We start from the raw sequence: 19,468 nt of genomic DNA, 5'->3' as shown, positions 1-19,468 counted from the left end.
AGGCAACAGGGCATTGCCACCCTGAATAGGAGAAAGCCGACGCGGCCGTGGAAGAACTCCCACAGCCGCCCCTGATCGGCCGGGATTAAGCCCCTGCCAGCGCCTTCTTCACTTGTGCCGACACGGCCGTCATATCGGCGCGGCCTGCCAGCTTGGGCTTCAGGATACCCATGACCTTGCCCATGTCCTGCGGACCGGCGGCACCGGAAGCGGCGATCGCGGCCTGCACTTCGGCGGCAACTTCCTCATCCGACAGGCCGGCCGGCATGTAGGCGGTCAGCACGCTCAGTTCCTTCTTTTCGATGTCGGCCAGATCCTGGCGGCCGCCGGCTTCGAACTGGGTGATCGAATCCTTGCGCTGCTTGATCATCTTCTCGACGACGGCGGTGACCTGGGCATCGTCCAGTTCGATACGCTCGTCCACTTCCTTGCGCTTGATTTCGGCAAGAACAAGGCGGATGGTGGCCAGGCGTTCGCTTTCCTTGGCGCGCATGGCGGCCTTCATGTCGTCGGTCAGTTGTGCTTTCAAGCTCATGGATTCTCCACAGTATTATTTTTAAAAAGGGAAAAAGGCAAAACCCGCTGCGGCATCGACCGGAGCGGGCTTCGACAGATTCAGGCCTCAAAAGCCGGGACTGGCACAGGCCGTCGCCGGATGGGGCAGCTGAATGGAATTAGTACAGCTTCTTCGGCAGCTGCTGGCTGCGGATACGCTTGTAGTGACGCTTCACGGCTGCGGCCAGCTTGCGCTTGCGCTCTGCAGTCGGCTTCTCGTAGAACTCGCGTGCGCGCAGTTCGGTCAGCAGACCGGTTTTTTCGATAGTGCGCTTGAAGCGACGCATAGCGACTTCGAACGGCTCGTTTTCTTTAAGGCGGATAGTGGTCATGTAAAAATGAAACCGTTGGATTTAGGGAAGAACGAAATTCTAACAGCTTTTCCGGCAATGTGCTAAGTTTTCTCAGCCTGTGCCGCAATTGCCACATTGAGCATCTCACTCGATACTGTTGCCGGCCACGTAACCCGAAGCCCAGGCCCACTGGAAGTTGTAGCCGCCCAGCCAGCCGGTCACGTCGACGGTCTCGCCGATGAAATACAGGCCCGGCACCTTATTCGCCATCATCGTCTGCTGCGACAGTTCGCGCGTGTCGATGCCGCCCAGCGTCACCTCGGCCTTTTTATAGCCTTCGGAACCGGTCGGCACGATGGACCAGCGGTTGATCGCATCGCCTAGCTTGCGCAGCTTGGCGTCGGCCATGTCCGGCAGGCGCGCGTCCGGGGCGAAGCCATTCGCCGTCAACAAGCCCTCGGCCAGGCGCGCCGGCAGCCACTGCGACAAGATATTGCCCAGCTGTTTCTTTACGCTGGTCTTGGAAGCGATCAACTCTTCGGCCACGTCCAGTTCCGGCAGCAGGTTCAGGACGATGGGCGTGCCCGGTTGCCAGTAGCTCGAGATCTGCAGGATCGCCGGACCGGACAGGCCGCGGTGGGTGAACAGCAGGTCTTCGCGGAAGTGACCATATTTGGCGCCCTTGCCTTTTTTGCTGCCGGTCTCGACCTCGACTTCCAGCGCGATGCCGGCCAGCGGCACGAAAGGCTGCCAGCTCGGGCCGTCGAAGGTCAGCGGCACCAAACCCGGGCGCGGTTCGATCATGTTCAGGCCGAAGCTCTTGGCGATGCGGTAGCCGAGATCGGTGGCGCCGATCTTCGGGATCGACAGGCCGCCGGTGGCGACCACCACGTTGGCGGCGGCGATCGGCCCGGTGTCAAGGCCGACCACAAAGCCTTCCGCAGTCTGCTCCACGCCCGTCACTTTGCAGGGCATGCGCCATTCCACGCCGCCGGCGTCGCATTCATCCTTCAGCATGCGAATGATCTGTTCCGACGAATCGTCGCAGAACAGCTGGCCGCGGTGCTTCTCGTGGTGCGCGATGCGGTATTTTTTTACAAGTGTCAAAAAATCCTGGGCCGTATAGCGCGACAGCGCGCTGCGGCAGAAGTGCGGGTTCTCCGACACAAAGTTCTGCCAGCCGGCGTTGATGTTGGTGAAATTGCAGCGGCCGCCGCCGGAGATGCGGATCTTCTCCGCCAGCTTGGTGGCATGGTCGACCAGCAGCACGCGCTTGCCGCGCCGGCCAGCCACCGCCGCGCACATCATGCCGGCCGCGCCCGCGCCGATCACCACCACGTCATATCGTCCTGCCATCCCACCCACCTTTTGCAGCGCACAAAGGACGAGATTGTAGCGCGCCTACTCGCCTCCCTGCACGTAGAAATCGCGGCCGTTCAACACATTGCCCTCCTGATTGATGGTCACCAGGTGCATGCCGGTGTCGCTCAGCCCCAGGCGCTTGAGCTGGGCCGGTTCGATGCGCAGCAGGTACTCGCCGGGGAAGATCCCGGTGATGACGTAATAGCCGTCGGCGGCGCTGCGCATGCTGGCGACCACCTTGCGCGTACTATCCACCAGCTCCAGGTTGAGGTCGCCGATCGGGCGCTTGCCGCCCTTGCCGATCAAATACGTGGTGCCGTCGATCTCGCCCGTCATGCCGACCGCGAAATCGAGCGCCGCCACCTTGCCCGGCCGCGGCACGATGCGCACGCCCTTCTGCCGCGGCTGCCATTGCGGGTCCTCGAGCGTGTCCGGGTCGAGGGCGATGTCGACGTAGCGGTTGGCCGGCAGGCGCCCGAGGTAGGCGATGCCGGCGGCGTCGGTGCGGCTCAGGTGGCCGCCGCCGTTGACGGTAAAGCCGGCGCCGCGGATCGGCTCATCTTCGGGGTCCATCGCGCCGTTCTGGTTCTTGTCGAGGAAGACCCGCACCGAGACGCCGCCGGTATTCGCCATCGGCTGCGCATCGGTCAGCACGCGCGCGCTGCGCGGCTCCAGTCCCATCGCCATGAACAGCTGGATGCCGGCGCCGTAGTCGCGGCTGTTGCCGTAGAAGGCGCTCAGGCCCAGCCCAAAGCTGCCGAGGCTCTTGTTCAGCGAGGCCGTCATGCGGTTCGGTCCATGGCCGAAGCTGTGCATCCAGCCGAGGTTGCCGACATAGCCATCGGCGAAATAGCGGTCGGCCGCCAGCGCCACGCTGCCCAGTTCCGCCCGCGGCTTGATCAGGTACTGCAATTGGCCGCTCAGGCCGATCCCCGCGACGCGGCGGCTGAGCTGCAGCTGGCCATCGGCCGTGCTGCGCCCGCCCAGCGTTTGCCAGCGCAGCGTGTTGCTGACGGCCAGGCCGGCGCCGTAGGCCGATATCCGGCCCTGCACTTCGATATTGCGCTCGCCGGAAGCCAGCGCGTCGCGGCGCACTTGCAGGGACAGCGGGAACACCATCGTCGTGTCCCTGCCCAGCGCGCCCATCAGCGTGCCATCCGCGCGCAGCTCGTCGCGCGTGCGCACCGGATCGAAGCTCGGCAGGAAGTATTCGCTGCTGAAGTCGTCCAGCCTGGTCCGGCTGGCCGCCAGCGACACGTTCCCCAGCCGGGTCTTGAGGCCCAGTTGCGCCATCCTGCCGCCGCCGCTTTGCTGGGCGATATCGCCGCTCAGGATGAAGGACTGCAGATAGCCGCGCAGCCCGAGCGTGGTGTAGCGCTGCTCGTCCTGCAGCAAGGGGATGCGCAGCACGCCGGCGCTGGCGCTCAGGTGTTCGTTCACGCCCCACTCCACCTGGGCCAGCGCGCGCTCGCGCCCGAACGCGTCGCGGTGCGCGGCGACATCGTAGTAGACCGTAGCGCGCGGCACCGCCGACTGCTCCAGCAGGAAGCTCTGGCGCTCCACCCGCAGCTGGCCGAGCGGGCCGTGGAACACCAGGCGGAATTCGTTGGGGCCGTACACCAGCGGCTGGTCGTCGAAGCTGTACTTGCCGTCCGGGCGCGACTGCTGGAAGCCGACCAGCGCATCGTTGTAGTACAGCTCGACGTCCCAGCCCGGCGGCAGGTCGCCCTGCAGGCTGTGGCTGTCGAAGCGGGTCGGCTGGTCCAGCGGGCGGTTGCTGAGAGTCAGGCCGTTGCCGGTCGCGCTGTTGGCCGAGATGTTGGCGACGCCCTGGACCGGCACGCTGCCGACCAGGGCGCTGCGCGCATGCAGCGGTCCGAGCAGGCCGGCGCCCGGATCGTTGCGGCCCAGGGTCAGGCGCAGGCCGGCATTCGGGTCGCGCCGGTTGTAGCTGGCGTACAGCGCCGCCTCCAGGCCCAGCAGGTCGGTGGTGAGATAGCCGGTGTAGCTCGACTCGGCCTCGCGGCGGGCGCCGGCGCGCGCCACCGACAGGCTCGCGGTCTGGTCGATGAAGGGCACATCGACCAGCCGGTAAGGTATGGCCAGGCGCGGGTAGCCGGGGTCGATGGCGCCGCCGCCGCGGCCGGATTGCTGGCCGCGTTCGCGCCTTGCGAGCCGCGCCTGCAGCGGCAGCTGTTCGCGCGGACGCACCTTGACCGTCAGGCTGGGCATGTCGACGTCGAGGTCGACCGGCAGCCAGGTCGCCAGCAGCCGGCTGGCCACATAGATCTCGTCGTCCTCCAGCTTGACCTGCGCGCGGTCCAGCGCTTCCTGCCTGCCGGCGATGCCGATCGCACCCGCCGGCACGTCGAGGCTGAAGCCGCGCTCCTCGGTCAATATATAGCCGCTGGCCTTGCCCTCGCCCGGCGCGATTCGGATGGCCAGGGTCAGCAGGCGCGCCATCTCGCCCAGCGGCAGATAGATGTCCTTGCCGATCTGGTAGGCGCTGACGGCGTCGCTGAGCACCTGGTCGCCGAGCCGGACTTCGAACAGCAGCAGGTTCGATTCAGGGCCTGGGGCGGGACGTGACGCCACGGGCGCCGCCGCATGGGCAGCCGCCGGCGCCGCGAGGGCCGCAAACAGCAGCGCCAGCGCAAGCGTCCCGGCCGCGCGCATCCACTCAGGGAAGTTCGAGGGTGGCCTGGGCCAGGACCTTGCCGCCGGCTTCCGGGCGGTCGCGGTAGCTTGCCTCGATGGTGCCGTGCGCCAGCGCGTTCCCGCTCGGGACCTGCAGCGGCACCGCCGCCTTGCGGCTCCGGTTCGGCGTGTACACCGCGATGCCGCCGACCAGCGCCAGCTGTTGCGGTTTGCCGCCGCGCGGCGTGAAGCTGACGGCCAGGTCGCCGTAGACCGAGCTGCTGCCCTCGCGGTCGAACTGCAGCGCCAGGACAGGCTGCTTGCCCTCGCGCGCCAGCGCCAGCCCGGACAGGCGCACCGTCGCCGCGGTCGCGCCATGGCGGACGATCACCGGCACCGAGGCGCCGATCAGGGTGTTCAGCACCACGCCGATGTCCTTGCCGCCGGCCTGGCTCTCGATGCTGGTGCTGCCTTCGGCTTCGGGCAGGCGTTCGAACTGCAGGTGCGAGCGGTACTCGCCGTCCGCCAGTTCGGCGGGCTTCCTCAGCATCACCCGCACGGTCTGGGCGCTGCCCGGCCGCAGCGTGATCTGGCGCGGCGAGTAACGCAGCATCGGATCGGCAAACTGTTCGCCCGGCGCCGGGGTCTCGATGGCTTCGAACTGGCCGTTTTCAAGCATCCGGCGGTTGAGCAGGGAGATGCGGTAGGTTGCAGGGGTGCTGCCGTTGTTGATCAACTCGATCTGCGCGGCGCGCTGGTTCTTGTCGAACACCAGACGGGTCGGGTGCAGCATCAGCTCGGCCCAGGCCGATTGGGCGAGAGATTGGGCGAGAAACAGGAGACCAGCCAGCAGGATGGGACGGCGGATTGCCAACGCGGAGAATGCCATGTGATCTGCTTCTACTGAAAGTTGACGATGAGCGGGATCGATCCCGTGTAATTGCCGCGCGGCTGACCGGCGGCGACTGTCATGGTCGCGCCCACCGACAGCGTCACGCCGCTGGCCGGGACCATCAGGATCGTTGCGGGGGACGTGACGAAAGCACTCAGCGGCATGCTGCCGGTGGCGCTGGTCATGCGGATGCTGCTGTTTGCCGGCAGCGTGATCGCCACTGCCTTGTTGGAGACGCCGCCATTGCTCGTGCCGACATTGAAGACGGCCGGCCCGGCGCTCGACGAATTCAGCAGGATGACGGCCCCCGTACTGCTGCGCGCGCCGCTCGGGCTGACCGTGATGGTGCCGCCGCTGCGGGCAATGAAGCGCCCGAAATCGAGCGAACGCGAGGCGGTGAGCACGACCTGCTGGGCCGACGCGCCCGGCGCCGCCGGCAGCAGGCAGGCGGCCATGGCCAGGCCGCCGGTCCGCAAGGCGAAGGCGCGATGCGCGAACATGCCGGCCAAGGACGGAAGCGCTCCCCTCTCGTTCAGTTGTAGTCGACCGAAGCGGTCACGGAACCGCTGTAGGTCCCGGCAGCCTGGTTCGCGCTCACGGTCAACACGCCGCCGACGTAGATCGACTGCGTGCCGGCGGTCAGGGTGCCGCTGGTCACCGTGCCCGAGATGGTGTTGGCGCCGGTCAGGTCGCTCACGGGGCTGAAGGCCATGGTGTCGGAGCCCGAGCTCAGCTCGGTCGGGCCGGACAGCGTGATCGAATAGGTCGCACCGGCTTCGCCGCCCACGTCGAACCTGGCCGCGCTGGTGGTGCTGCTCATCGCCACCACGCCGCCATCGACGGTGCGCGCGCCGCTGGTGCTGACGGTGACGGTGCCGGCGGCGGCCGCACCGGCAGCGAATTTACCGAACGCCAGATCAGCGCTCTTGGTGATGGTGATCGGCGTGACGACGGTGCTGCTCGAAGTTGCCGTGGCGCTGGCCGCCATGCTCGCGCCCGGCAGAGCCAGGCCAACGGCGGCCAGGGCCGCCACCAGGGTGATACGCGATTGCTTGCTCATTGGTTCTCTTCTTTCAAGTGGGTATTCACGAAGAAGCGCAGCCAGCCAAGGTTTCCATATGCAAGCAAATCCACGGCCTTCTGCTGCATTTTTTCCATGATGCAAGATCATCTTACGGCGGCCATGACGGACTTTCAGCAAATTTTTTGTCAGAAAATCCGTCCCACATGACATGGTTCGCGGGATTTGTTACATCGAAGAGGCGCGACGCAAAGGCGTAGCAATACGCTGTTTGCAAATTGAAGAGGAACGGGATGAGATGGAAGAAATTAACGCCAGTTTTGGGCGCTTATGTCTCAGCCACGGCGTATTTGATGCATCTCAAATAACGATTTTGGATAGTCGAACCGGGCACGGACGCAACACTAGTGCCCTTGCCGACAGGATTCAAGCCCTGCTACGCATCGCTGCGGCCACGCGCAGGCAGTGCGCCACCTGGGCCGCGATTGGGGGCGGCACCGGCTGTTCGCCGCGCAGGGCGCGCAGGATCCAGTCGGCGGTGGCGGGGGCATCGCGGCCTTCCGGGGCCGGCGCCAGCGCATCGGTCGGGGCATCGCGTTCGGCCAGCAGGCTCTGTTCGCCGGCATGGAACCAGTCGATCTGCTGGGCGCGGTTGGCGTTCGCCACCGTCTCGCCTTCGGTGCCGCGCATCAGGAAGGCATCGCCGCGTTCAGGCGGGGCGGCGGTCCTGAAGTAGTCGCTCAGCATCGTCAGGTATTCGGGGTGGGTGTAGGACACCAGACGTAGTGCCGGCCCCTCGAAGGGCTGCAGGATCTTGACCAGGGTGTGCGTCGAGTTGCGCACTCCGAGGATGCGGCGCAGCGACAGCTGGTGCGCCAGCCGCGGCGCCAGCGTGGCGATGGGCATGAAACAGGGCTTGCGGTCGGCGAAGGCATCGAGCATGTCGGCGGTGCTGGCGACCGGCCCAATGCCCATCTCGGCCAGGATCTCGGCGGTGGTGACGCGTCCCGGGTCCTGCTGCACGCCATGGATCAGCACCGGCACACCCTCGCGTGCCAGCAGCAGGGCCAGCAGCGGCGTCAGGTTGGCCAGCTTGCGCGCACCGTTGTAGCTGGGGATGAGCACCGGCGCGTAGGGGCCAGCCGGCATCGGCAGCGGCGCGAACGAGGCTTCCGCCGCATCCATGAAGCCGGCAATCTCGTCCACCGATTCGCCCTTGATGCGCATGGCCAGCAGGATGCCGCCCAGTTCGAGGTCGGATACGCGGCCGTCCAGCATGGCGCCGTAGAGGTTTCCAGCATCTTCGCGCGACATGCTGCGCGCGCCCTTCACGCCGCGGCCGATCTCCTTGATGAAGCGGGCGGCGGGGAAGGCTTCGGTATTTGGTGCGGGTGTGGTCTGCATGGCGCTAGGATACCATCGGCCTGGCCCTTGTCGTGTATGCATCACGGCGCGGCATTTTTTGGCACATTGCGCTGCAACATCCGTGATTTCCGGCTAGACTGGTCCTCTTCCAACGACAACAACGCCCGGAAAAACGCCTAGCCATGCTGATCACGCCCGATATCGAAAATACCAACGTTACCTCGTTCGCGACCATGCCATCGCCGGTCGAGCTGCACCAGAAACTGCCGCTGACCGACCTGGCCTTCACCACGGTGATGAAGGGCCGCGAGACGCTGCGCAATATCCTCGACCGCAAGGACAAGCGCCTGTTCGTGGTGGTCGGCCCCTGCTCGATCCACGATCCGGTCGCCGGTCTCGATTATGCGCGCCGCCTGAAGGCGCTGCAGGCCGAGGTGGCGGACACCATGGTGCTGGTGATGCGCGTGTACTTCGAAAAGCCGCGTACCACCACCGGCTGGAAGGGCTATATCAACGATCCGTTCATGGACGACTCCTTCCGCGTCGACGTCGGCATGGAGCGCGCCCGCCAGTTCCTGCTGGACGTCTGCGAACTCGGCCTGCCGACCGCCACCGAGGCGCTCGACCCGATCTCGCCGCAATACCTGGGCGATCTGATCGCCTGGACCGCCATCGGCGCCAGGACCACCGAATCCCAGACCCACCGCGAGATGTCGTCGGGCCTGTCGACGCCGGTCGGCTTCAAGAACGGCACCGACGGCGACGTCGAGATCGCGATCAATGCCGTGCTGTCCTCGTCCAGCCCGCACTCCTTCCTCGGCATCAACGAGAAAGGCGGCGTGTCGATCGTGCGCACCAGCGGCAATGCCTATGGCCACGTGGTGCTGCGCGGCGGCGGCGGCCGTCCGAACTACGATTCGGTGTCGGTGACCATTGCCGAGCAGGCGCTGAAGAAGGCCAAGCTGCCGGCCAACCTGGTGGTCGACTGCTCGCACGCCAACAGCTACAAGAAGCCGGAACTGCAGCCGCTGGTGATGTCGGACGTGATCCAGCAGATCCGGCATGGCAACCAGTCGCTGGTGGGCGTGATGATCGAATCGAACATCGTCAGCGGCAACCAGCCGATTCCCGCCGACCTGTCGCAGCTGAAGTACGGCTGCTCGGTGACGGATGGCTGCATCGGCTGGGAAGATACCGAGGCGATGCTGCGTAATGCGCACAAAGAGCTGTTGCAGCGCCCGTAATCCGTAGGGTGGGCACGCCGTGCCCACGCGTGGCGTTCGCATGACGCCAGCACCTGCGTGAGCTCGGAGAGTCCACCCTACGTTACAATAGCGGATTCTGCTTTCCCTCTTCCGCTCTTCCCATGATAGTCCTCGGCGTCGAATCCTCCTGCGATGAAACCGGCCTCGCTCTGTACGATACGGAGCGCGGGCTGCTGTCCCATGCCCTGCACTCGCAGGTCGCGATGCACGAGGAGTATGGCGGCGTGGTGCCGGAACTCGCCTCGCGCGACCACATCCGCCGCGCCCTGCCGCTGCTCGAACAGGTGCTGGCCAAGGCCGATCTGCCGAAGGAACGCATCGACGCCATCGCCTACACCCAGGGTCCGGGCCTGGCCGGCGCGCTGCTGGTCGGCTCCTCGGTCGCCTGCAGCCTGGCGCTCGCGCTCGACAAACCCGTGCTCGGCGTGCACCACCTCGAAGGCCATCTGCTGTCGCCGCTGCTGGCCAGCGAGCGCCCGGAATTCCCCTTCATCGCGCTGCTGGTCTCGGGCGGTCATACGCAGCTGATGCGGGTCGACGGCGTCGGCCGCTACACCCTGCTCGGCGAAACCCTCGACGATGCCGCCGGCGAAGCCTTCGACAAGTCGGCCAAGCTGCTGGGCCTCGGCTATCCGGGTGGCCCGGCGATTTCGCGCCTGGCCGAGTTCGGCGATCCGGAAGCCTACAAGCTGCCGCGTCCGATGCTGCACTCGAAGGATTTCAACTTCAGCTTCTCGGGCCTGAAGACGGCCGTGCTGACGGTGGTGAAGAACAGCGGTGCCGACATCGCCAACATCTGCGAGCAGGACAAGGCCAACATCGCGCGCGGCTTCGTCGATGCGATCGTCGACGTGCTGACCGCGAAGTGCGTGTCGGCGCTCAAGCATACCGGCCTGAAGCGCCTGGTGATCGCCGGCGGTGTCGGCGCCAACCGCCAGCTGCGCGAATCGCTGAACGCCGCGGCGGCGAAAAAGCGCTTCAAGGTCTACTACCCGGAACTTGAATTCTGCACCGACAACGGCGCCATGATCGCTTTCGCCGGCGCTTTGCGCCTGGAGCGCAACCCGGCGGCGGCCACGCACGATTATGGTTTCAATGTGCGTCCGCGCTGGCCGCTCGACGAAATCGAGCCTGCTTGAGGGGACCTCGAACAAGCTACTACGCGTTGCATTTCCGATCGGCGATGCTCGCTGTACTACTCGTACAGCTGCGCTTCTCGATCGGAACTGCCGCCGCTCGCTACGCTTGTTCGAGGCCCCGATACGCCAGTTGAATTGTGAACTTGTCTGCCTGATATCGATCCTACCGTGTGACCTTTCAGTCCGAATAGATGGCAATATCGGGCAGTTGAGTTTTACGGAGGTTCTCGATGCGCGTAGTCAGTTGGAATATTCACTGGGGTTGTGGCAAGGACGGGCGCATCCGCATCCACGCCATCATCGATGTGCTGCGCAAGCTGAATCCGGACGTCATCTGCCTGCAGGAAGTGGCGGCAAACCATCCGGAACTCGAGGGCAGCGCGACCGCCAGCCAGTTCAAGCAGCTCGGCGGCGCCCTCGGCGGTTACCACATGATCGAACATGCGCCGAGTGAAATCTACCGTAACAACCTGCCCCGCCAGTTCGGCAACATCCTGCTGTCCAAGTACCGTATCACCCAGGCCCAGCGCCACATGCTGCCCTGGCCGGCCGCGCCGGAACACCCGTCGGGCATGCCGCGCGGGATGATCGAAACCGTGCTCGAAGCGCCCGGCGGCAAGCTGCGCGTGCTGACCACCCACCTCGAGTACTATTCGCCGCCGCAGCGCCGCGCCCAGATCGGGCGCATCCGCGAGCTGCACGCGGAAGCCTGCGCGCGTGCCGCCATCTACCAGCCCGAGCCCGAGCTCGACCCGCCCTTCCAGCTGGGCTTCCGGCCGGGCAGCGCGATCTACTGCGGCGACTTCAACTTCACGCCGGATTCCGACGACTACCGCGCGCTGCTGGCCCCGCCCGAAGACGGCGCCCTGCGCCTGCTGGACGCGTGGCAGCTGCGGCACGGCGACATGGCGCGCGCGCCGACCGCCGGCCTGCACGGCTATCCGTGGCCCGACCGGGCGGCGTGCTACGATTATTTCTTCGTCACCGAAGATTTGGCGCCGCGCGTTGCCGAAGTCAATGTGCAGTCCGAGACCTCGGCCTCGGACCACCAACCCATCGTCCTCGACCTGGCTTAGACCGTCTCTGCTTCCTGCTCGGCCAGCTGGCGCAGCGCCTGCTCGAACACCTCGGGCGGCTGGCCGCCGGAGATCAGGTGACGCTCGTTGATGACGATCGCCGGGACCGAGCGGATGCCGGCGCGCTGCCAGTAGTACTCGCGCTGGCGCACCTCGTCGGCATAGGTGTCGGATGCGAGCACGGCGCGCGCCTGTTCCTGGTCGAGCCCGGCCTCACCGGCCACGCGCACCAGGACCTCGTGCGAGCTCGGGTCTTCGCCCTTCGTGAAATACGCCTCGAGCAGCTTTTCCTTCAAGGTGCGCTGCTTGCCCTCGCCCTGCCCGTCGGCCCAGTGCAGCAGGCGGTGCGCATCGAAGGTGTTATAGATGCGGCCGCGCTTGCCCATGTCGAAGGTGAAGCCGACATCGGCGCCGCGCTGGCGGATCATCTCGCGCGACTGCTCCTGCTGGGCCGGCGTCGATCCGTACTTTTCGGTGATGTGTTCGAAGATGTCCTGACCTTCCGGGCCCATGCCCGGGTTCAGCTCGAACGGTTGGAAATGGATGTCCACCTCGATCTCGCCGGCGACGCGTTCGAGCGCCTTCTCCAGCGATTTCAGGCCGATCGCGCACCAGGGGCACGATACATCCGACACGAAATCAATTCTCATCTGCTTGCTCACGACTCACCACCTTCCTGGAATTTGGCCGCCGCAAAAGACGCGGCGTTTGGCATATGGTGACACATCGAGCGAAAGCGGGCAGCGCGTGCACGAAAGCGGCTTGTCGTTTGATTAACGACAAACCGGGGTCAGACTCCGATTTTGGGCAATTTCCAAAATCCGGTGTCTGACCCCGGTTTTATCGAAGTCGAAAAGCGGCTTACTTTTTCTTGACGGGGGTCGGCTTTGCGCCGGCGGCTTTGCTGCCGATGCGGGACTCTTTGCCGGCCAGCAGGTTGCCGATGTTCTTGCCGTGGCGGATGAGCAGCAGCGCGCTCATGATGAGGACCGCGAACAGGATCTCGTTGGCGCCGAACAGCAGGCCGTAATAGAAAGGCGCGAAGATCGCCGCGATCAGCGCCGCCAGCGAGGAATAGCGGAAGGCGTAGGCCACCACCAGCCAGGTCACCAGGGTTGCCAGGCCCAGCCAGACGTTCAGGCCCAGCAGCACGCCCAGCGCGGTCGCCACGCCCTTGCCGCCGACGAAGCGGAAGAACACCGGCCACAGGTGGCCCACGAACACCGCGATCGCGATCAGGGCCACGCCGCCGTCTTCGATGCCGTAGCGCTCGCCGAAGTGCACCGCCAGGAACACCGGCAGCCAGCCCTTGGCGCAGTCGCCGATCAGGGTGGCGATGGCCGCCTTCTTGCTGCCGCTGCGCAGCACGTTGGTGGCGCCCGGGTTCTTCGAGCCGTAGGTGCGCGGGTCGGACAGGCCGAAGGCGCGGCTAGCCACGACCGCGAAGGAAATCGAGCCGATCAGGTAGGCGGCGATGGTGAAGATAATGGTGTAGGTCGTCGAGCTGTCCATGCTGTCTCTTTCTATATGACTGTGCGGGCAATTTCCTGAAACCGGTGTCTGACCCCGGCTTTGGGCAATTGCTCAGGCGCGTGGAATATACACCATCGGCCGAGCTGAAAGCTAATCGGCCAGGGCGCAATGCACCGGCCTGGCCTTCAGCACATCCACCAGCACGGCTGGCGAGATACCGATCAGGAAGCCGCGCCGGCCGCCGTTGATGTAGATTTTGTCCAGCGCCAGGATGCTTTCCTCGACGTACACCGGCATCGCCTTGCGCACGCCGAAGGGCGAAGTGCCGCCGACCAGGTAACCCGAATGGCGCTGCGCCACCTCGGGCTTGCAGGGTTCGACCGATTTGCACGGAATCGCGCGCGCCAGGTTCTTGGTCGACACCTTGCAGTCGCCATGCATCAGCACGATCAGCGGCCGCGCCGCCTCGTCCTGCATCACCAGCGTCTTGACGACATCGTGCTCCGGCACCCCCAGCGCGCGCGAAGAAACGGCCGTGCCGCCATGCTCTTCGTACTCGTAGGGATGCTCGGTAAACGCCACGCCCTGCTTGCGCAGGAATTGCGTCGCCGGGGTCTCTGAAATGTGCTCTTTCTTGGCCATGCGTGTTACGCTAAAAGCAAACGGAGGAGTTGCTTATTATGCAGCAAGAAATTCGCTTTGCCACCTTCAACGTCTGCAATCTTGCCCCACCCGGCGCCAGGCTCTACGAGAACCTGGAACCGAGCACGCCTGAAGAGTACGAAGCGAAGATCGCCTGGACCGCGCGCCAGATCGACATGCTGGGCGCCGACGTGATCGGCTTCCAGGAAGTATTCTCGCAGGCTTCGCTGGCCGAGGCGCTGTCGCGCACCCGCCGCTACCGCGAAGCGATCCACGTCGGCTTCGACCCCGATCCCGGCGCCGACAAGCTCACGCCCAGCGTGGCCCTGGTCTCGCGTCTGCCGCTGGCCGACGCCGCCGAATCCTTTCCGTATTTCCCGCCCGGGATCGCAATGCCGCCGGGGAACCGCGACCCCGACCGTTTTACCCGCGCCCCGCTGCACGCGGCGATCGAGATCCGCCCCGGCCTGATCGTCGACGTGGTGGTGGTGCACCTGAAGTCGCGCCGTCCCGACTACCGCGCCAACGACACCGGCGACGACCCGCAGCTGTTCGCACTGGCCTCGCTGCGCTCGCTGATCCGGCGCGGCACCGAGGCGGCCGCCCTGCGCGTGATCCTGTCGAAGCTGGGCCGCGAGAACGGCCGGCCGCGCGTGGTGCTGGGCGACTTCAACGACGTCGCCGACGCCGTCACCACCGGCATCGTGCTCGGCATCGGCGCCCCCAGCGGCGACCGCCTGTACGACGCCTGCCAGCTGCAGCGCCGCCAGGACCGTTTGCGCCACGTCGGTTTTTCCAACCTGCACGATGGCCAGTACACGACCATCGACCACATCCTCGTGTCCGGCGAATTCAACAGCGAGCTGCCGGACGCGCTGGGCGAGATCGCCGATGTGGTCTACCTGAACGACCACCTCGACCTCGGCCTGCCGGAAGCCTCGGACCACGGCCAGGTGCTGGCGCGCCTGCGCCTGTTCGAGCCATCGGCCAGCCAGCCGGGCGGGCCGTATATTCCACCCTACGGCGACGCCTGAGCCGTCGTGCCGGGCATTGCCCAACCCGACTCCCCGCGCATTCTCCGTCGTCCCCGCGTAGGCGGGGATCCAAGTTCTGCGTGAGCCGACGAAACGCTAACAACTTGGGTCCCCGCCTGCGCGGGGACGACATCTAAACGTGCGCAGCTCCATCCCGGTTTTTTGACGTTTCAGCGGTCCGAATGCACGGCTCGTCGCATTCCGATAGCTGTTCGTCATGGTCTTCCCTATTCTGCTGCCATCCCTCCGCATAACAAGAGCAACCCATGAAAATCGAATCCTTGCCGCCCGCCTCCGTCGAGCCCCCCGTCAACGTGAAAGCCAAACGCCGCTGGCGCAAGCCGGCCATCGCCCTGGCCATCCTCGCGCTCGCGGGCGCCGGCGGCTACGCGTATACGCATGCGGGCAGCAGCGCCAAGCCGGCCGCGACGGCCGCTGCGGCCGCGGACAAGAAGGACATCGTGCACGAGCTGTCGGCGCGCGACATCGCCGTGGTCGAGGCGCGCCCGCTGGCGGTGACGCTGCCGCTGTCCGGATCGCTGGTGCCGCTGGCCCAGGCCACGGTGCGCTCCAAGGTGTCCGGCGTGGTGCAGCAGACCACGGTGCAGGAAGGGATGAGCGTGGCCGCCGGCCAGGTGATCGCGCGGCTGGACGATGCCGAGGCGCGCGCCCGCGTGGCCCAGCAGCAGGCGCTGCTCGCCGACGCCAGTGCGCGCCTGGCGCTGGCAAAGAAGAACCAGGCCAACAGCGCGGCCCTGCTCAAGCAGAACTACATCGCCCAGAACGCCTACGACACCACGTCCAACGCGGTCGACCTGGCCCAGGCCGCGGTCGATTCGGCGCGCGCCCAGCTGGAGCTGGCGCGCATCGCCCTGAACGACACCACGATCCGCGCGCCGATCGCCGGTGTGGTCAGCAAGCGCCATGCCCAGGCCGGCGAGAAGCTGTCGCCGGACAGCCCGGTCTTCTCCATCGTCGACCTCAAGCAGCTGACGCTCGACGCCCAGGTGCCGGCCTCCGACATCCCGCGCATCAAGGTCGGCCAGGAGGTGCAGTTCAAGGTCGACGGCTTCGGCGACCGTCACTTCGCCGGCAAGGTCCTGCGCATCAACCCGGCCGCCGAAGCCGGTTCGCGCGCGATGCTGGTGTATATCGGCGTCGACAATCCGGACGGCGTGCTGCGCGCCGGCATGTTCGCGAAGGGCATGGTGACCACCGAGAAGACCGCGGCCCGTCCGCTGCTGCCGCTGCTGGGCCTGCGCCAGGACCATGGCCGCGACGTGGTCTACCGCATCGACGGCGGCAGGATCGTGGCCCAGCCGGTCAAGCTCGGCCTGCGCAACGAGGACGATGGCCTGGTCGAAGCGGTGGACGGCATCGCCGCCGGCAGCACGGTCCTGGCGGTCAAGCTGGACGGCCTGAAGCCGGGCGACAAGGTCAAGCTGCCCAACTAAAAGAACAACAAGGACACGAACATGTGGATGACCCGTATTAGCATCAAGCACCCGGTGTTTGCGACCATGGTGATGGTCGGCCTGATGGTGCTGGGCCTGTTCTCCTACCGCAGCCTGGGGGTGGAGAGCATGCCGAACATCGAGATCCCGGCGGTGTGGATCGAGACCCAGTACCCGGGCGCTTCGCCGGAACAGGTCGAAATCGACGTCACCCGTCCGATCGAGGAAGCGGCGAACACCGTCGGCGGCATCAAGGCGATCCGCAGCAATTCCTGGGAAGGCCGTTCCGGCGTCAGCGTCGAATTCCAGCTGAGCGTCGACATGGACCGCGCCGTGCAGGACCTGCGCGACCGCATCGGCACCGTGCGCGGCGGCTTCCCGCGCGAGGTCAAGGAACCGGTGGTCTACCGCCAGGAAGGCGAGAACTCGCAGCCGGTGCTGCAGGTGGCGCTGCTGTCGAAAGAGCGCAGCCTGCGCGACCTGTCGATGCTGGCCGACCAGGTGATCGTCAAGCGCATCCAGGCGGTGGCCGGCGTGGGCCAGGTGCGCCTGAACGGCCGCCAGAACCGCCAGGTGCTGGTCGACATCCGTCCCGACCAGCTGCGCAGCCTGAACGTCGGCATCGACGAAGTCATGAGCGCGATCACCGCCAACAACGCCAACCTGCCGGCCGGCCGCATCAGCCACGGCGAGCGCGAGAACATGGTGCGCATCGAAGGCAAGATGAAGGAAGCGGCCGACTTCAAGCGCATCATCGTGGCCAAGCGCGCCAACGGTCCGGTCTACCTGCACCAGGTGGCCGAGATCAGCGATGGCGCCGCCGAAGAGGAATCGATCTCGCGTGTGGACGGCGAGCGCGCCCTGTCGCTGGAAATCGCCAAGGTCCAGGATGCGAACACCGTCGAAGTCGGTGTGAACGTCAAGAAGGCCATCGAGACCATGAAGGCGACGCTGCCGAAGGACGTGGAATTCCGCGTGCTGGACGACGTCTCGAGCCGGGTCCAGCACCAGGTCGACAACGTCAAGCAGACCATCGTCGAGGGCGCGGTGCTGACCATGGTGATCGTGTTCCTGTTCCTGCACTCCTGGCGCAGCACGGTGATCACCGGCCTGACCCTGCCGATCTCGGTGCTGGCCAGCTTCATCGCGATGAAGTACTTCGGCTTCACGCTGAACTTCCTGACCCTGATGGCGCTGTCGCTGTCGATCGGCCTCTTGATCGACGATGCGATCGTGGTGCGCGAAAACATCGTGCGCCACCTCGGCATGGGCAAGAGCCATGCGCGCGCCGCCGACGAAGGCACCAGCGAAATCGGCCTGGCGGTGATGGCCACGACCTTTGCGATCGTCGCCGTGTTCGTGCCGATCGCCTTCATGCAGGGCATCATCGGCCGCTTCTTCCTGCAGTTCGGGATCACGGTGGCGGTGGCGGTGCTGGTCTCGCTGTTCGTCAGCTTCACGCTCGACCCGATGCTGTCGTCGGTGTGGCCGGACCCGGTCAAGGACCGCTTCAAGTACGCACCCTGGCTGGGCCGCCTGATGGCGAAGATCGACCGCGGCATCGACCGCGTGCACGACTCGTATGCGAAGGTGCTGGCGTTCTCGCTGGCCTGGCGCAAAGCGACCCTGGCCTTTGCCTTCGCGGTGTTCGCCGGCAGCCTGCTGCTGGTGCCGATGATCGGCGGCGAATTCGTGCCCGAGGTCGACAACGGCTACATCCAGCTGAACTTCAAGGTGCCGGTCGGCTCCAGTCTCGAGTACAACGACGCCAAGGTGCGCCAGATCGAAACGGCGCTGAAGGACTTCAAGGAAATCGAGAACATGCAGACCGTGGTCGGCGCCTGGGAAGGCCGCCATACGTCGATGATCAACCTGAAGCTGACCGACGTGCGCAAGACCCACCGCCGCTCGCAGCAGGAGATGGAAGGGGTGATCCGCGACCGCCTGGCGAAGATCGCCGGCGTCGAGATGACCGTCGGTAACCGCCCGATCTTCATCGCCATCCTCGGCAGCGACGAATCGAAGCTCGACATGGTCGCGCACCGCCTGATGGACAAGATGAAGAAAATCAAAGGCGTGGCCGACGTCCAGTACAGCCAGGAAGGTGCGAATCCGGCCACCATCGTGAAGATCAACCGCGAGCTGGCCACCGATCTCGGTCTGTCGGTGCAGCAGATCGGCACCGCCCTGCGTCCCTTCGTGGGCGGCGACCAGACCAACCGCTGGCTGGCGCCGGACGGCCAGAACTACGAGGTCAACGTGCAGCTGCCGAAATCGGGACGCCAGAAGGTGGCCGACCTGGCCGACCTGTCGGTGGCGTCGAGCAAGATGGACGCCAGCGGCAACCCGATCATGGTGCCGCTGCGCCAGGTGGTCGAATTCGTGCCCTCGACCAGCCCGCAGGTGCTCAAGCGCCAGGCGCTGGAACGCCGCGTGGCGGTCAATGCCGGTCTCGAGAACCGCCCGCTGGGCGACGTGATGAAGGAAGTGAACGAGGCCATGAAGACCATCGACCTGCCGGAAGGCGTGCGCTTCGACGTCGGCGGCCAGTCGCAGCAGATGGACGAAACCATGGCCGGCTTCGGCATCGCGCTGGGCATCGCCGTGATCTTCATCTACCTGGTGCTGGCTTCGCAGTTCGGCAGCTTCCTGCAGCCGATCGCGATCATGACGGCGCTGCCGCTGTCGCTGATCGGCGTGCTGCTGGCGCTCCTGATCACGAAGAGCACGCTGAACATCTTCTCGGTCATCGGCGTGGTGATGCTGATGGGCCTGGTGACCAAGAACGCGATCCTGCTGGTGGACTTCGCCAACCAGGGCCAGCGCGAAGGGAAGTCGCAGTTTGCGGCGCTGATGGAAGCCGGCCAGGTGCGCCTGCGTCCGATCCTGATGACGACGCTGGCGATGATCTTCGGCATGCTGCCGATGGCGCTGGGCCTGGGCGAAGGCGCCGAGAACCAGGCGCCGATGGGCCGCGCGGTGATCGGCGGGGTGATCACCTCGACGCTGCTGACCCTGGTGGTGGTGCCGGTGGCTTATACCTATCTGGACAGCCTGGGCAAGCGGGCCAAGCGCTGGTTCCAGAAGGGGCATGAGGTGGATGCCGAGCCGGATGCGGCCGAAGGTCAGCCGACCGTATAACAACGGACACGTACCTCAACCCGTCGTGGGGGGGGGGGGGCGCCCCCCCCCCCCCCCCCCCGCCCCCCCCCGCCCCCCCCCCCCCCCCCCCCCCCCCCCCCCCCCCCCCCCCCCCCCCC

General features: G+C 66.0%; 17 protein-coding genes. 6 read left to right on the top strand and 11 right to left on the bottom strand.

The genetic code is table 11. The annotated features are described in order from the left end of the window. Positions 1-85: 85 nt before the first annotated feature. The 8 genes from NX782_RS14250 to ybiB form a co-directional block, all read right to left on the bottom strand. Entirely contained in the window at positions 86-535 is a 450-nt protein-coding gene (locus NX782_RS14250) for a GatB/YqeY domain-containing protein (RefSeq protein ID WP_258846134.1), read from the bottom strand. A gap of 139 nt (positions 536-674) precedes the next feature. Continuing rightward, a complete protein-coding gene (gene rpsU, locus NX782_RS14245) occupies positions 675-887 on the bottom strand; it encodes a 30S ribosomal protein S21 (RefSeq protein WP_005665410.1) in 213 nt (70 codons plus the stop codon). Positions 888-992: 105 nt separating this feature from the next. Next, positions 993-2,204, bottom strand: a complete 1,212-nt coding sequence (locus NX782_RS14240; protein WP_258846133.1) for a BaiN/RdsA family NAD(P)/FAD-dependent oxidoreductase — start codon at positions 2,202-2,204, stop codon at positions 993-995. A gap of 45 nt (positions 2,205-2,249) precedes the next feature. Then, complete coding sequence (locus tag NX782_RS14235) at positions 2,250-4,886, bottom strand: carboxypeptidase-like regulatory domain-containing protein (RefSeq protein ID WP_258846132.1); 2,637 nt, start codon at positions 4,884-4,886, stop codon at positions 2,250-2,252. A 4-nt stretch (positions 4,887-4,890) separates the two neighbouring features. Then, positions 4,891-5,736 carry a fimbrial biogenesis chaperone gene (locus NX782_RS14230; protein WP_258846131.1) on the bottom strand — a complete coding sequence of 282 codons (846 nt, stop codon included), beginning with the start codon at positions 5,734-5,736 and terminating at the stop codon, positions 4,891-4,893. 11 nt (positions 5,737-5,747) lie between these two features. Next, positions 5,748-6,239 (bottom strand): DUF4402 domain-containing protein, encoded by a 492-nt coding sequence (locus tag NX782_RS14225; protein WP_258846130.1) that lies wholly within the window; start codon positions 6,237-6,239, stop codon positions 5,748-5,750. Positions 6,240-6,271: 32 nt separating this feature from the next. After that, entirely contained in the window at positions 6,272-6,799 is a 528-nt protein-coding gene (locus NX782_RS14220) for a DUF4402 domain-containing protein (protein ID WP_258846129.1), read from the bottom strand. 387 nt (positions 6,800-7,186) lie between these two features. After that, positions 7,187-8,164, bottom strand: a complete 978-nt coding sequence (gene ybiB / locus NX782_RS14215) for a DNA-binding protein YbiB (RefSeq protein WP_258846128.1) — start codon at positions 8,162-8,164, stop codon at positions 7,187-7,189. A 146-nt stretch (positions 8,165-8,310) separates the two neighbouring features. Here ybiB and NX782_RS14210 point away from each other — a divergent pair, with 146 nt between their 5' ends. The 3 genes from NX782_RS14210 (at position 8,311) to NX782_RS14200 (ending at position 11,605) form a co-directional block, all read left to right on the top strand. Then, the gene (locus NX782_RS14210; RefSeq protein WP_441295304.1) at positions 8,311-9,369 is read left to right on the top strand and encodes a 3-deoxy-7-phosphoheptulonate synthase; all 1,059 of its coding nucleotides are present in this window, start codon (positions 8,311-8,313) and stop codon (positions 9,367-9,369) included. Positions 9,370-9,491: 122 nt separating this feature from the next. Then, complete coding sequence (gene tsaD, locus NX782_RS14205; protein ID WP_258846126.1) at positions 9,492-10,529, top strand: tRNA (adenosine(37)-N6)-threonylcarbamoyltransferase complex transferase subunit TsaD; 1,038 nt, start codon at positions 9,492-9,494, stop codon at positions 10,527-10,529. A gap of 230 nt (positions 10,530-10,759) precedes the next feature. Continuing rightward, entirely contained in the window at positions 10,760-11,605 is an 846-nt protein-coding gene (locus NX782_RS14200; protein WP_258846125.1) for an endonuclease/exonuclease/phosphatase family protein, read from the top strand. On the opposite strand, the gene NX782_RS14195 is transcribed toward NX782_RS14200, so the two are convergent. The 3 genes from NX782_RS14195 to ybaK form a co-directional block, all read right to left on the bottom strand. After that, positions 11,602-12,255, bottom strand: a complete 654-nt coding sequence (locus tag NX782_RS14195; protein ID WP_308632956.1) for a DsbA family oxidoreductase — start codon at positions 12,253-12,255, stop codon at positions 11,602-11,604. The two genes, NX782_RS14200 and NX782_RS14195, sit on opposite strands and share 4 nt — an antisense overlap. Positions 12,256-12,466: 211 nt before the next feature. Beyond that, positions 12,467-13,117, bottom strand: a complete 651-nt coding sequence (plsY, locus tag NX782_RS14190; protein WP_258846123.1) for a glycerol-3-phosphate 1-O-acyltransferase PlsY — start codon at positions 13,115-13,117, stop codon at positions 12,467-12,469. 111 nt (positions 13,118-13,228) lie between these two features. Next, positions 13,229-13,720: a Cys-tRNA(Pro) deacylase gene (ybaK, locus tag NX782_RS14185; protein WP_258846122.1), complete on the bottom strand. Its 492-nt coding sequence runs from the start codon at positions 13,718-13,720 to the stop codon at positions 13,229-13,231. Positions 13,721-13,758: 38 nt separating this feature from the next. On the opposite strand from ybaK, the gene NX782_RS14180 reads away from it, so the two are divergent. From NX782_RS14180 to NX782_RS14170, 3 genes are all read left to right on the top strand, one after another. Then, on the top strand, positions 13,759-14,754 hold the full coding sequence (locus NX782_RS14180) for an endonuclease/exonuclease/phosphatase family protein (RefSeq protein ID WP_258846121.1): 996 nt from the start codon (positions 13,759-13,761) through the stop codon (positions 14,752-14,754). A 266-nt stretch (positions 14,755-15,020) separates the two neighbouring features. After that, on the top strand, positions 15,021-16,208 hold the full coding sequence (locus NX782_RS14175) for an efflux RND transporter periplasmic adaptor subunit (protein WP_258846120.1): 1,188 nt from the start codon (positions 15,021-15,023) through the stop codon (positions 16,206-16,208). A 21-nt stretch (positions 16,209-16,229) separates the two neighbouring features. Further along, entirely contained in the window at positions 16,230-19,349 is a 3,120-nt protein-coding gene (locus tag NX782_RS14170) for an efflux RND transporter permease subunit (RefSeq protein ID WP_370661795.1), read from the top strand. Positions 19,350-19,468 lie beyond the last annotated feature (119 nt).

This window comes from Massilia norwichensis, assembly GCF_024753245.1.
In the GTDB taxonomy this organism is placed as follows: Bacteria; Pseudomonadota; Gammaproteobacteria; order Burkholderiales; family Burkholderiaceae_D; genus Telluria; species Telluria norwichensis.
Note: the sequence above shows the minus strand (reverse complement) of the source record. Positions and strands in the feature narration are given on the sequence as shown.